The 12,384-nt window shown below is 69.6% G+C and carries 14 protein-coding genes and 1 pseudogene; 8 read left to right on the top strand and 7 right to left on the bottom strand.

The window, feature by feature from the left end; all coding sequences use genetic code 11:
• Nucleotides 1-38: 38 nt before the first annotated feature.
• The gene (locus ACIP4X_RS34400) at nucleotides 39-923 is read right to left on the bottom strand and encodes a LysR substrate-binding domain-containing protein (RefSeq protein ID WP_391457754.1); all 885 of its coding nucleotides are present in this window, start codon (nucleotides 921-923) and stop codon (nucleotides 39-41) included.
• Between the two features lie 139 nt (nucleotides 924-1,062).
• Between ACIP4X_RS34400 and ACIP4X_RS34395 the strand changes: the two genes are divergently transcribed.
• Both ACIP4X_RS34395 and ACIP4X_RS34390 read left to right on the top strand, forming a co-directional pair.
• Nucleotides 1,063-2,037 (top strand): zinc-binding dehydrogenase, encoded by a 975-nt coding sequence (locus ACIP4X_RS34395; protein WP_391457752.1) that lies wholly within the window; start codon nucleotides 1,063-1,065, stop codon nucleotides 2,035-2,037.
• A gap of 36 nt (nucleotides 2,038-2,073) precedes the next feature.
• On the top strand, nucleotides 2,074-2,880 hold the full coding sequence (locus ACIP4X_RS34390; RefSeq protein WP_358730361.1) for an aquaporin: 807 nt from the start codon (nucleotides 2,074-2,076) through the stop codon (nucleotides 2,878-2,880).
• Between the two features lie 689 nt (nucleotides 2,881-3,569).
• Here the strand turns inward: ACIP4X_RS34390 and ACIP4X_RS34385 are convergent.
• Complete coding sequence (locus ACIP4X_RS34385; RefSeq protein WP_391457750.1) at nucleotides 3,570-4,907, bottom strand: hypothetical protein; 1,338 nt, start codon at nucleotides 4,905-4,907, stop codon at nucleotides 3,570-3,572.
• A 317-nt stretch (nucleotides 4,908-5,224) separates the two neighbouring features.
• On the opposite strand from ACIP4X_RS34385, the gene ACIP4X_RS34380 reads away from it, so the two are divergent.
• From ACIP4X_RS34380 to ACIP4X_RS34360, 5 genes are all read left to right on the top strand, one after another.
• Nucleotides 5,225-5,503 (top strand): hypothetical protein, encoded by a 279-nt coding sequence (locus ACIP4X_RS34380; RefSeq protein WP_358730359.1) that lies wholly within the window; start codon nucleotides 5,225-5,227, stop codon nucleotides 5,501-5,503.
• 246 nt (nucleotides 5,504-5,749) lie between these two features.
• Nucleotides 5,750-5,899: a hypothetical protein gene (locus ACIP4X_RS34375; RefSeq protein WP_358730358.1), complete on the top strand. Its 150-nt coding sequence runs from the start codon at nucleotides 5,750-5,752 to the stop codon at nucleotides 5,897-5,899.
• 123 nt (nucleotides 5,900-6,022) lie between these two features.
• Nucleotides 6,023-6,169 (top strand): hypothetical protein, encoded by a 147-nt coding sequence (locus tag ACIP4X_RS34370; protein ID WP_391457746.1) that lies wholly within the window; start codon nucleotides 6,023-6,025, stop codon nucleotides 6,167-6,169.
• 60 nt (nucleotides 6,170-6,229) lie between these two features.
• On the top strand, nucleotides 6,230-6,640 hold the full coding sequence (locus ACIP4X_RS34365; protein WP_358730356.1) for an ester cyclase: 411 nt from the start codon (nucleotides 6,230-6,232) through the stop codon (nucleotides 6,638-6,640).
• Between the two features lie 103 nt (nucleotides 6,641-6,743).
• A complete protein-coding gene (locus ACIP4X_RS34360; protein WP_358730355.1) occupies nucleotides 6,744-7,646 on the top strand; it encodes an NAD(P)H-binding protein in 903 nt (300 codons plus the stop codon).
• A gap of 81 nt (nucleotides 7,647-7,727) precedes the next feature.
• Here the strand turns inward: ACIP4X_RS34360 and ACIP4X_RS34355 are convergent, their stop codons facing one another.
• The 4 genes from ACIP4X_RS34355 to ACIP4X_RS34340 all read right to left on the bottom strand — a co-directional run bounded on the left by ACIP4X_RS34355 (nucleotide 7,728) and on the right by ACIP4X_RS34340 (nucleotide 9,940).
• The gene (locus tag ACIP4X_RS34355) at nucleotides 7,728-8,411 is read right to left on the bottom strand and encodes a glyoxalase (RefSeq protein WP_358730354.1); all 684 of its coding nucleotides are present in this window, start codon (nucleotides 8,409-8,411) and stop codon (nucleotides 7,728-7,730) included.
• The gene (locus ACIP4X_RS34350; RefSeq protein WP_358730353.1) at nucleotides 8,411-8,929 is read right to left on the bottom strand and encodes an AraC family transcriptional regulator; all 519 of its coding nucleotides are present in this window, start codon (nucleotides 8,927-8,929) and stop codon (nucleotides 8,411-8,413) included. The genes ACIP4X_RS34355 and ACIP4X_RS34350 overlap by 1 nt, the downstream gene beginning before the upstream one ends.
• A 34-nt stretch (nucleotides 8,930-8,963) precedes the next feature.
• Entirely contained in the window at nucleotides 8,964-9,374 is a 411-nt protein-coding gene (locus tag ACIP4X_RS34345; RefSeq protein WP_358730352.1) for a VOC family protein, read from the bottom strand.
• 113 nt (nucleotides 9,375-9,487) lie between these two features.
• Complete coding sequence (locus ACIP4X_RS34340; protein ID WP_358730351.1) at nucleotides 9,488-9,940, bottom strand: Lrp/AsnC family transcriptional regulator; 453 nt, start codon at nucleotides 9,938-9,940, stop codon at nucleotides 9,488-9,490.
• 20 nt (nucleotides 9,941-9,960) lie between these two features.
• Here ACIP4X_RS34340 and ACIP4X_RS34335 point away from each other — a divergent pair.
• Nucleotides 9,961-10,528: pseudogene (locus ACIP4X_RS34335) on the top strand (LysE family translocator).
• An 83-nt stretch (nucleotides 10,529-10,611) separates the two neighbouring features.
• On the opposite strand, the gene ACIP4X_RS34330 reads toward ACIP4X_RS34335, so the two are convergent.
• Nucleotides 10,612-12,096 carry a penicillin-binding transpeptidase domain-containing protein gene (locus ACIP4X_RS34330; RefSeq protein WP_391457741.1) on the bottom strand — a complete coding sequence of 495 codons (1,485 nt, stop codon included), beginning with the start codon at nucleotides 12,094-12,096 and terminating at the stop codon, nucleotides 10,612-10,614.
• Nucleotides 12,097-12,384 lie beyond the last annotated feature (288 nt).

Here is a 12,384-nt window from a genome sequence, read left to right as displayed (position 1 = left end):
CGCGACAGCCGGGCCCGTCTCCCGTCTGCTCGATGGTCTCAGGCCTCGCCCGCCTGACGAACCAGTGCGTCGGCCAGAGCCGCAGCGGCGGGGGACGGTTTCCGTCCGTCGGGGACGGCCAGGGACAGACGCCATGTCACGGTCGGGACGAGGGGCAGCGCACGCAGCTCGGCGCAGGGGGTGGCCGCTGATCTGGGGACGAGCGTGGTGCCGAGCCGGTGGCGGACGAGCCCGGCGGCGGTGGCGTAGTCCGAGACCTCGTAGGGTGCGCCGGGTTCCACGCCGGCGTCCCGAAACGCCTGGTCCACCTGGCGGCGGACGCCCCAGCCCGCGACGAAGTGCACGAACGTCTCATCCGCCAGGTCGGTGATCCGGATCTGTCTGCGGCGGGCCAGGGCATGATCCGGGCGGCACAGGAAGACCATCGGTTCTTCGACGAGTGGTCGTAGCGAGACCATCGCGGGCTTGCCGCTCAGGGAGACCAGGGCCAGGTCGAGGGAGCCCTCGGCGATCGCCGCGACATGCCCGGCCGATCCCGCGGGGCTCTGCCGCAGCCGCACCGACACCAGCGGATACGCCGCGTGGAACCGGCCGAGCGCGGCGGGGACGTCGACCGGGCCGGATGACATGAGCGTTCCCAGATCGACGGTGCCGCTGAGCTGCCCGTGGAAGCCGGTCACCGCATCCTTCGCCCGCTGGGCGGCGTGCAGGGTGGACCTGGCCTCGGCCAGGAAGGCCCGTCCGGCGGGCGTGAGCTCGATGCGCAGCTTCGACCGGTCGAAGAGCGGCGTACCGAGTTCGCGTTCCAGCTTCCCGACAGCGGTGGAAACCGCTGACTGGACGACGTTCCGCCGTCGTGCCCCCCGGGAGAAGCTCATCTCCTGGGCGACCGCGACGAAGTACTCCAACTGCCGGAGCTCCATGCCTCCCATTATCTCCGATGGAGATGGAGCTGATCGAAAACTGTCGTTGGACGTGATGAGGGGGCTGCGCGATGCTCGGTGGTACGGGGGCTTTCGCACGGCGGGCGAATGACCCGTCCCAGCTCAGAGAGGTGCCGTCATGCGTGCTCTGCGTTTCGACCGCTTCGGCGATCCGCACGTCCTGGGCCTGACCGAGGTGCCGGACCCCGTGGCGGGGGACGGCGAGGCCGTCATAGCCGTCAAGGCTGCCTCGGTGAACCCGTCGGACCTGAAGAACGTCGCCGGTCAGATGGAGGGAACGACCCTTCCCCGTGTCCCCGGGCGCGACTTCGCCGGCGTTGTCGTCGACGGGCCGCACGACTGGGTCGGCGTCGAGGTCTGGGGCACCGGAGGGGATGTCGGGTTCACCCGCGACGGCTCACATGCGCAGATGATCACTGTTCCGGCGGCGGCACTGGCCCGCAAGCCCGACCGGCTGAGCTTCGAGGAGGCCTCGGCCGTGGGGGTCAACTTCGTCACCGGCTGGCTCGGCGCCGTCGAGGCCGCCCGACTGGCCAAGGGTGAGACCATCGGCGTCTTCGGCGTCTCCGGCGGAGTCGGCGGCGCCGTCGCCCAGATCGCCCACGCCCTTGGAGCGCGGGTGATCGGCGTGGACCGGGTCCACCCCGCCGACGGTACGCCCGCCGCGTCGATCATCAAGGAGTTCGTCGCGCTCGACGGCAGTGCGCGGGACACCGCCTCGGAGATCAAGCGGCTCACCGCGGGCAGGGGTGTCGATGTGGTGTACGACGCCGTCGGTGGCGTCACCACGCCGGCGGCGCTGGCCTCGCTGGCCTGCCGAGGCCGACTCGTGGTGATCAGCGCCGTGGGCACGCGGACCGTGGAGATCGACCTGGTCGAGCTGTACCGCGACGAGATCCGGGTCTACGGGTGCAACAGCGGGCACTACGACGTCGTCGAGTCGGGCGCAAGGCTCCGACAGCTCGCCCCGTTCTTCGACTCCGGAGAGTTCCGTCCCCTGCCCATCGCCAACCGCTACGGCCTGGAGAACGGCCAGGACGCCTACCTCGCGGTGGAGAACCGGATACGCGGCCGCGTCGTCATCTGCCCCTGACCGGGCTCCAACACACCTCAGGCAGGGCTCACCATCATGGACCAGACCGCCGCACCGTACGGCCCCCCGGACGGCCCCGCCCCGACCGGCCCGGTCACTTGGCGGACGCTGACCCGAGGCAGCGCCCTGGAATGCCTGCTGGCCACCGCGCTGCTCTTCGGCGTCACCACGATCGTGCGCTGGGTCGCCGGGCCCTCCCCCGTCTCGGCGGCGATCCCCAGAGCCCATGAGGAACTGCTGGTCATCGGTGCGTGCGTGGGCGTGCTACTGGCAGGGCTCATCCTCAGCCCGGCGGGGAAAGTCTCGGGCGGACACATCAACCCCGCCATCTCCGTCGCCATGTGGCGCTTCGGTCTCTTCCCCGGCGCCGCGGTCGCGCCCTACATCGCGGGCCAGCTCGTCGGCTCCCTTCTCGGCACACTCGCGGGCCTCGCCGCGTGGGGTCCCGTCGTGGGCAGGCCGCCGATCGACGACACGTCACTCCAACCCGGTATCGGCTGGTCCACCGGGGCGCTGTTCGCGGCGGAGACCGCCTCGATGGGCATCATCGTGCTTCTCGTCGGGCTCTTTGTTGCGGTGCCCAGACTGGCGCCGCTGGTCCCATGGCTCGTCGGAATCCTGATCGGAGCGGCGATCGCACTGCTGGGCACGACGACGGGCGGTTCGGTCAACCCCGCCCGCCAGTTCGGACCGGCCATCGCCGCAGACCGACTGGACTACCTCTGGGTCTACCTGCTCGCCCCGATGGTGGGCGCCCTCCTGGCAGCTTCGCTCCGCAATGCCCTCCTTCACCAGCGGGCAGGAAGAGCACGTACAGGGACGGGTGGCGGGGTTGCGTGCTGAGTACGAGTACTCATGTGCGCCGCAACGCCGACTGACAGCCTGAAAGATGTGACGGTGGCAGAGCGGCGCTGACGGCCCTGCATCTCTTCCTGGTCCGGGCGACGACGGCGGCCGTGGCTCCGGTGCTCGGGTTCGGGCTGGTGGCTGGGCGGTATCGGTCTTCGTCCCCGGTATGCTCGGCGTCCTGGCAGGTCTGGCCGCCGGGCTCAGGCCGGCCAGTGCCGACGGCCTCCTCCACTCGCGACCGTCCCAGCGCACCGTACGGGCCGGGCGCGGCTGCTGCGTGCTCGCCTGGACCGGCCACCAAGACGACGCCACTGAACGGCTGCGCACCGCGGCGGCCGCTCACTTGGCAGGGAACCCTGCCGTCCGTGTTCCGGGGGCCACGGCCACGCCTCGTCCGGCTCCGCGACGTCTCCGCTCACGCGTGCGCCACACCGGGCCGCGATCCCGGCTCGGGGCCGAGGGTCACCGTGTGACGTGCGCTGCGGCGCGGAGGCGGTGCGCCTCCGCAGCCGCGGATGGGGCGTTCCCGGGGCCGGTTTGACCCTCTTTAGCTAACCGCTGTCTAAGAGGGCCTTTCTGGTCGCCGGTGCAGATGTCGCAATCCACACCGAGCCAGAAGGCCCTCACCCATTTCAAGATCACACGTCAGTGACCGCTGTCACCAACCTCCGTGGACAGAACAGCTAGTTCACCGTGAGGACAGCCGTGTTGTTCGTCAGGTCCGGGTCGTGGCGGAACTCGCCGAACGGCGGATGGATGCTGACCTCACCAGTCGCTGAGGGCACCACCGTGTCGATGCGGAGCTTGAAGGCGAAGGACTGCTCCGTGTTCTCCAGCACCCAGTACGGCAGTCGGCAGTCGTAGCGCGGGGCGCCCAGACGGCCCTGGTAGTAGGCGTCGCCGGACAGGGTTCGCGGAAGGCAGCTCTCCGGCACGCCCGTGGCCGTGGTACCGGGCGGAACGATCAGCCGGAGCACGGCGACCGGGTCCCCGGAGCTCAGGTTGCCCAGCCAGCCGGGCCCGTTGTTCCTGAAGGTGAGTGAGGCGGTGACCGTCTCGCCCGCGGCGCCCGTGACCGAGGCGTCGGTCACCGAGAAGTCGGCGGTGTTGTCGGCGCCGATCTGCAGCGCCACATAGTCGTCGTAGCCCCCCAGGTCGGTCGCGCCGACCGGCTCCGCCGAGATGTCCACCCGCTCCTGGAGCGCGTGCTGGGTGAGCGCGATCCGCAGCGGCTCGGGCAGTTGGAAGGAAGCCCCCGGAGCCAGATCCTGGTCGAAGGTGCACGTCGCGTACGACATCGGGGCGTACTCGTCCCCGCTCGACGTCGTGTAGACGCAGTCGTCGTACCGGTTGAGGTACCGCACTCCGTACGAGGCCATCGCCCTGATGGTGAACCCGTGCGCGGTCTCGTTGCCGTGGTTGGTGAGCGTGAACGGGAGCGTCTGCGTGCTGCCCGGCCGGGCGTGCTCGATGTCACCGCCGGCCGTGAGCCCGAGGTCGGGTCCCGACGCGACCGTGACCGTGGTGCTGCCCCGGGCGGTGAGCGTACCGTTCAGGCCACCGGTCGCCGTCGCCTTGAAGGTGATGCGGCCCCGCGCCCCGACGGCCGCCCCGTCGGCCGCGCGGACCTTGAGATGCACCTCACCGCCGGTGTTCCCGGTCGCCGGCACCTCGGACACGTCGCACACCGCGCTCGCGCCACTCGGCGTGCAGTTGTCCGGCCAGGTGATCTCCGCGACCCCGGCAATGCCGGAGGCGTTCACGGTGAGGCGGCCGTCGGTGACCTTGAAGTGGTCGTTGTCGTGGTTGAGCCGGACGTCGAGCGTGCGGGTCAGCGGTGTCCCACCGTCGATGCCGAGCGGCAGGTTCGGCTCGTAGGGGGCCGTGATCCACAGTTGGTCGGTCTCGGGCTCGGTCTCGGCGAACGCGGGAGCAGTGGTGAGCCCCAAAGCGACGAGTCCGGCGGCGAGCGTCGTGCAGGCTCCGAGCCGCAGTAGGCGGCGCACGGAGTCAGCTCTCATGACATCTCCAGGTGAGAGACGGTCAGGTCAAGCAGCCGGCATGGGCCGCCGATCAGCGGCCCACGCCAAGCCGCAACTCCCAAGACGATCAAGATGAGTTGAGGGTTGCACGAGAACTCCGACCATGGTCACGTGACCATCAACACGGTTTCCGGTAGGGCCCGTTGGCAAGGCTGTGTGGTTGCCGCTTCGCCACACCTGCGACCATAGGATGGCGCACCCACGGAGACGCTCCGTCGGGCCGCCCTCCCTCCCCCGCCGCGCGGGCGCCGCGCTCGAAGGGAGCGCCTCCACTCCCCGCAGAGAAACGTCTCCTCATGCTGATCGCAACCGCCGCCGTGGGCATCACGGTCTTCTGCCTCACGCTCTGGTGCTCACTCGCTGTTGCCCGGATGCGGAACCTTCCCGCCTGGCGCAGATACCTCCCCCTGTCCCTCTTCCTGATCGCGCTCGGCGCCAGCCTCCTGCGCGCCTTCGGCATCGCCGAGATTGCCGGCGCCATCGCCTTCCCCTTCACCCTCGCGGCCCTCGTCCTGTCGGTGAGCGAGATCCGCAGCCGGCGGAGCAGAAGCCGAGCCGGACTTCACACGGGCTGAACCTGCGCACACGAGCGCGAAGACAGCCGTCTCAGCTTCGGAGCTGTCACGGACCACGGGGGCTGCCGGTCGCTCAAATCGCGTTATGCGCCGAAATCTTGAAGCAGCCATGCCAGATACGGACTTCCCCGCCCTCGGATGCAGCGTCTCCTGCCGGCCACGCCTGAACGAGCCCCGCGTTGTTCCGGCCGAAGCCACTGGTACAGGATCTTCAGGTCGGGACGCAGCTCCAGGAGCCTGCACGGCATGGTCGTCGATGCCGACCTGCCTCACGAATGGCTCCAGGGGACCTACCTCGCGGCGGACCTCCCGCCGGGCACGGATGCGACAGCACTCGTGAACACCCTGGAGGCACCCGCCCAAGCCGGCGCTCTCCACTGGGAGATCGACTCCTGAGCCGCAAGCTCATTCTTGTCTTCGGCAACGCCCGGGCCCAGGCCGGCGAGCCGTTCGTGTGCGGGATCGTCTGCCGCTTCCTCGAAGGCTGGGTGATTTCGTCGGTGAGACGGTCGCTCCCGGTTGCACCGGAGGGCCGGTGGTGTCCCGGCCGTCGTCGCGGGCCTCCTGGTCGTTCTGGTCGGTCCGCTCGGGACCGTCCTCGGCTACGGCGTCGCCGCCATGGCCCTCGGGTTCCTGGCGCGGTACCGCATCGGCAGACACCACTGAGCCGGTCCGCGGGAAACATCAACGAGACACCCGTCTCCGTAGGAACAAGGTGACCAGCTCATGAGCACCGTCGAGGACAGCAACAAGGCCATCGTCCGCGAGGCGTTCGACACGCTGTTCAACAAGCGGGACTACGCAGCCGCCGAGCGGTTCTGGTCCCCCGGCTACATCCAGCACAGCGCCCACATCGCGCCCGGCCGCGAGGGACTCTTCGACCTCGTGAGGAGCTTCCCGGCGGAGCTGCGGCACGAACGCGAGCTGATCATGGCCGACGGGGACATGGTCATGGTGCGCGGCCGGTTCTCCGGGCACGGGCAGTCCGCCCCGTGGATCGCCGTCGACTTCCTCCGCATCGAGGACGGTGTCCTCGCCGAGCACTGGGACGTGATCGAGGTGGAGGCCACCCGTGAGCAGTCCCTGAGCGGCCTGCCGATGTACGGCGACGACTTCCCAGAGGATCGTCGAGCATGACCACTTACCGAGCCACGCACGCTCGGGTACGGCTGGAGAGCTCGCCGGCGCGGAGTAGTGAGCGGACCGGACATCCCGGTCCGGAAGACAGGAGGCGATCGACATGGGCGTAGGACCCATCCTTGTCACCGGTGTCGGTGGCACGGTCGGCGGAGTCGGAGGCATGGTCCTCGACCGTGTGCGTGCGCAGGGGGTGCCGGTGCGGGCTCTGGTGCATCACGACGACGAGAGGACCTCGGCGCTGCGGGCCCTGGACGGGGTGGAGGTGGTGGTCGGCGACCTCACACGCGGCGCCGACGTGGTGCGAGCGCTGGCGGGCTGCCATCGCGCCTACTTCGGCATGAGCGTGTCCCCCGTCTACCTGGAGGCCGCCACCACGGTCGCGGCCGCCGTCCGGGAGAGCGACGGCCTCGATCTGCTGGTGAGCATGTCGCAGATGACGGTGTCGCAGATGAGCCTCACCAGCGCCGCCGAATCCAGGCAGCAGCGACTGCACTGGCTGGCCGAGCACGTCCTCGACTGGTCGGGGGCGCCGGTCGTGCACGTGCGGCCCACGGTGTTCATGGAGAATCCGCTCTTCACCCAGGTCGCCGCCGCGTCCGTCAAGCGGGACGGCACGATCCGCCTCCCGTTCGGCTCCGCCCGGACCTCTCCGGTCGCCGCGGCCGACGTGGCGGATGTGATCGCGCACCTCCTGCTCGACCCGGCCCCGCCTTCCCGCCGGGTCTACGAACTGACCGGTTCGCACTCCCGCGACATGGCAGCCATCGCCGCCGAGGTCTCCACCGTCCTGGGCCGTACCGTGACCTACGTGGACGTGCCGTACGAGGAGTGGCTGGAGAACGACCTGAAGAAGCAGGATCTGCCGGCCCACGTCTTCGATCACATCGCCACCATGGCCCGGCTGCACCGCGAAAACCGCTACGACCGCGCCACGAACGACATCACCGAGCTCCTCGGACACCCTCCGAGGGAGTTCGACAGCGAATGCGGGTCCAGGACCTGATCATGTCGACGGCAGGTCCAGCCCGGCTGTCGGAGATCCTGAGGTTCCCGCCCGCCGGTCCACCGGTTTACCGGTCCGGCGTCAGGACGATGCGGGCGCCGTCGGCGGCTCGGGGGCGAGCGGCCCGGTGGTCTCCCAGGTGAATCCGTCCGGATCGGTGAAGGGGTCGGCGGTGGTGCCGAGGACGATGCGGTGGGAGCCGGTGCCGTCGTCGGGGACGCCGAGGTCCTTGGCCAGGCCGCGGCGCTTGTACAGCGCCAGCTTGACGGGGCTGGAGTCGCCGGCGGCGAACTCGGCGTACTTGCCGCCGAAGCTCCTGGCCACGGTCATGCCGCGGCCGACGTAGAACTGCTTGCTGGCCTTCACGTCCTCGACGCCGAGCAGGAGGACGACCTCGTCGATCTCGCGAGTGGCCGGGCCGGTGTCCTTCTTCGCCGAGGTCGCGACCTTCCAGATCGTCCCGTCGGGGGCCTGGACGACGCCGCCGTAGCCCCACAGCGACTTCGCGGCGGGCTTCAGCACCGTGGCGCCCGCTTCCACGGCAGCGTTCAGGAAGCTGTCGACGGTGGCGGGCCCGGACACCGTGAGCGCCAGGGTGAAGCCGCGGAACCCCGTGGAGTGCGCCTCGGACGCCCGTAGGCGTACGTACGTGTCCACTCCGAAGGCGGTGTAGAAGCGGTGGGCGGCCTCGGGGGCCGCCACCTCAAGGGTGACGGATGCGATGGACGTGGTGGATGCGGTGGAAGTAGTGGTTGCCATGACCATCACGCTAGGGGCTGCCCGGGGGCCGGGGCTTCTCGATTCCTGACCGGTCTTGTCACCTGCTTCGCCACACATGCCGGCATCCCCTCCACCGTGATCGCGGAAACCGCGTCGTGGGACGCGCCCACCGCATTCGCGTGGCCCGCCGCCTCCGCCGCCTGGCGCCGGAAGGCCCCGGGCGGCATGCCGACGAGCTCGGTGAAGCGGGTGGTGAACGTGCCCAGCGACGCGCAGCCGACCTCGAAGCAGACCTCGGTGACGCTGAGGTCGCCCCGCCGCAGCAGCGCCGTCGCGCGCTCGATGCGCCGCGTCATCAGGTACGCGTACGGCGACTCGCCGTAGGCGGCCCGGAACGACCGGCTCAGGTGCCCGGCGGACATGTTCACGTCCCGGGCGAGCGCCTCCACGTTCAGCGGCTGCGCGTACTCCCTGTCGATCCGGTCACGGACGCGGCGCAGCCGCGCGAGATCAGCCAGGCGCTGCGCCTGGACGCGTGCACGCCGCCACTCCGGCTGGCACATGGGCACACACTCCCCCTTCTTTCGGCCTTCCGGCTCAGCGAAGCTCCTGAATGCGGACCAGGTTGCCCGCAGGGTCGCGGAAGGCGCAGTCGCGGATTCCGTACGGCTGCTCGGTCGGCTCCTGCACGACCTCCGTGTCCCCGGCCTGCACCCTCTCGAACGTGGCGTCGAGGTCCGGGGTGGCAAGCAGGATCCAGCCGTAGGTCCCCTTGGCCATCATCTCGGTGATGGTGCGGCGTTCGTCCTCCGTGATTCCCGGGTCGGCAGCCGGCGGCGCCAGAAGGATCGACGTGTCGGGCTGACCGGCCGGGCCGACCGTGATCCAGCGCATCTTCCCCTGACCCACGTCGCTGCGGACCTCGAACCCGAGGACGTCGCGGTAGAAGGCGAGCGACGCATCCGGGTCGTCGTGCGGGAGGGCACTCGCGTGAATGGTGATGTTCATGACGGCCAGATTAGAGGCGGCACTGTGCAAGCGCTTCTCGATTCCTGATCGATCAGGACGGTTCCTGAGGGCGTGGCTCGCCGCTGCGGCTGGGCCCGAGCCGCACTCGCGTGTCACAAGGGCAGGGGGCGGGCCGAGACGACGCCCGCCATGACGAGGGTGGAGCTGAGGCGCTGGACACCGGGCAGGGTGGCGAGACGCTCGTCGTAGAGCTGTCGGTACGCCTCCAGGTCACGGGCGACGACGCGCAGGAGGTAGTCGGGGTCACCGAACAGGCGCTGGGCCTGGATGACGTGGGGAATGTCGGCGACGGCCTCCTCGAAGGCCGCGACGGTCTCGCGGTCCTCGTAGCGCATGGTGACGAAGGCCAGCGACTCGAACGTCAAACCGAGAGCGGCCGCGTCGAGCCGGGCGTGGTAGCCGGCGATGGCGCCGGAGCGTTCCAGGGCACGGAGGCGGCGGTGGCAGGGGGACATGCTCAGGCGGACCCGCTCGGCGAGTTCGGAGAGGGTCAGACGCCCGTCCTGTTGCAGCTCGGCAAGGATTCTCCGGTCCACGTCGTCCATGGACGGTGTCGTTGCTGCTGATGCTCGTCCCGGGTGCGGACTGGGCCTATGCGATCACGGCTGGACTGGGGCATCGGACGATCGTGCCCGCCGTCGGCGGACTGCTGGCCGGTTACCTGCTGCTGACTCTTGTGGTCGCGGCCGGTGTGGCCGCGCTGGTGGCCCGCTCACCGCTGGTACTGACCGTGCTGACTGCCGTCGGTGCGGTGTACCTCGTCTGCCTCGGGGTCACCACCGTGATATCCCCGTCGACGCCCCGTGCGGCCGAGGACGAGAGCGCCGGCTCGTGGCTGGGTCGGGCCACCAGGGGCGCGGGCATCAGCGGGCTCAACCCGAAGGCCCTGGTGCTGTTCCTGGCCCTCCTGCCGCAGTTCGTCGCCCGTGGCGCGAGTTGGCCGTTCATGGCTCAGATCGCTGCGCTGGGTCTGGTGCACACCGCCAACTGCGCCGTGGTCTACACCGGCGTGGGCACCGCGGCGCGAAGGGTACTGCGCACACGTCCAGCCGTCGCCGGCCGTGACCCGCTTCTCTGGAGCCGCGATGATCGTGATCGGTTTCCTGCTGCTGGTGGAGCGGTTGCTCGCGTAGGTCCGACGGCGTGGCTTCCCGTGGCCGTGGCGGCGCCGAGGTCTGTCCTGGAACCCTGGCGCCGCCTGCCGCGAGCCCTTCTCCTACCGCAGTACGGCCTGCATGACGCTGCGGGCGATGGGAGCGCCGAGCCGGCCGCCGGAGATGTCCTGGCGGGAGATGTCCATGTCGGTGGGGTCGATGAACACGGCGACGGCGACCGAGGCGCCGTCGGGCTTCTTGCCGTAGGAGACGAACCAGCCGTAAGGCACTGCGTCGGCGACGTTCACGCCTCGCTGCGCGGTGCCGGTCTTGCCGCCGACCACGATGCCGTCGATCAGCGCGCGCTGGGCGCTGCCTTCCTTGGCTGTGTGCTCCATCATCTGCTGCACCTTGAGGGCGGTGGCGGCGGAGACGGCCTGGCTCATGACGGTCGGCGTGGTCTTCTCCAGAGCGCTGAGATCCGGTCCGCGGATCTCGTCGACGATGTAGGGCTGCATGAGCTTGCCGTCGTTGGCCAGTGCCGCGGTGACCATGGCCATCTGCATGGGGGTGCTGGTGAGGCTGCCTTGGCCCATGCCGGTCAGAGCGGTTCCCGGCTTGTCCAGGTCCTGCGGATAGATGCTCTTGGTGGCGCGCAGGTCTCCGAAGTCCGGCGAGTAGACGTCCTCGTTGAACCCGAACTTCTCCGCCGTCTCGCGCATCCGGTCCTGCCCCAGCTTGGCGGCGGCGTCGAGGAAGACGTTGTTGCAGGAGTACTGCATCGCGGTCTTCATGGAAGCGTTGCCGCAGACCGCGTCGCCGGCCTCGCTGCCGATCCGGTTCGTCGACTGGGGCAGCGGGTAGGGGGAAACCGCCCCGCTCGGAGCGTCGATGTCCGTGACCACGCCGTGCTCCAGGGCCGCGGCAGCCGTGAGGATCTTGAACGTGGATCCGGGCGGATAGGTCTCCCGCAGCGGCCGGTTCGCCAGCGGCTTGCGCTTGTCCTTGTCCAGGGCCACGAACCTGTCGGACTCCTTGAAGGTGTTGCCCGCGAACACCGACGGGTCGTAGGACGGCGCCGACGCCAGGGCCAGCACCTTCCCGGTCTTCGGATCCAGAGCGACCACGGCTCCTCGCGCACCCTTCAGGCCGGTCAGGCCCTTGTACGCCGCCTTCTGCGCCCGCGGGTCGATCGTGGTCACCACGGCTCCCGTGCCACGTTCCTTGCCCGTCGCCACGTCCAGGAAGTGCTGGAACGCCAGACGGTCGTCCTGCCCCGACAGGATGCCGTCGTAGGTCTTCTCCAGCAGCGACATGCCCTGCGCCTGCGACGCGAAGCCGGTCACCGGCGCGTACATCGGACCGTCGGCGTAGGTGCGCTTGTACTTGAGTTCCCTGCCCGCCACGGCCTTCGCCCCGGTCACTGCCTCGCCACCGACGATGATGTCACCCCGCGGGGAGGCGAACCGTTCGATCAGCACGCGGCGGTTGTTCGTGTCCGACGCCAACTCCTCGGCATTCACGTATTGCAGCCAGTTCGCCCGGACCAGCAGAGCGAGCATCAGCACGCCGCAGAAGACGGCGATCGCCCGCACGGGCCGGTTCATCGCCGGCCTCCGGCTACCAGCCCGGGCGTGGTGGCCGCAGTCAACTGGACAGGTTGGAGGCGGTTCTTGGCGGGTATGAGGGTGGGTTGAGCCATGCGAGCACCATAGCCGCACAGCTCGTACACGGCTTCGGGCTCCCCTGTCGCTGCGGTGGATCGCTGACGGGGCGGCTCACCACACAACGCACTTTCTTAGTAGCCGTTGTCGTACCGCTCCTGGGACTTGGTGATCGAACGGTCGTCCCGATCGGGTGGTCGTCGGGTGCTCGGCGCATACGAGGAGGGCCTC

Source organism: Streptomyces sp. NPDC088817, from assembly GCF_044750345.1.
In the GTDB taxonomy this organism is placed as follows: domain Bacteria; phylum Actinomycetota; class Actinomycetes; order Streptomycetales; family Streptomycetaceae; genus Streptomyces.
The sequence above is the reverse complement of the archived record's forward strand: the minus strand, read 5'-3'. Positions and strand labels throughout refer to the sequence as shown.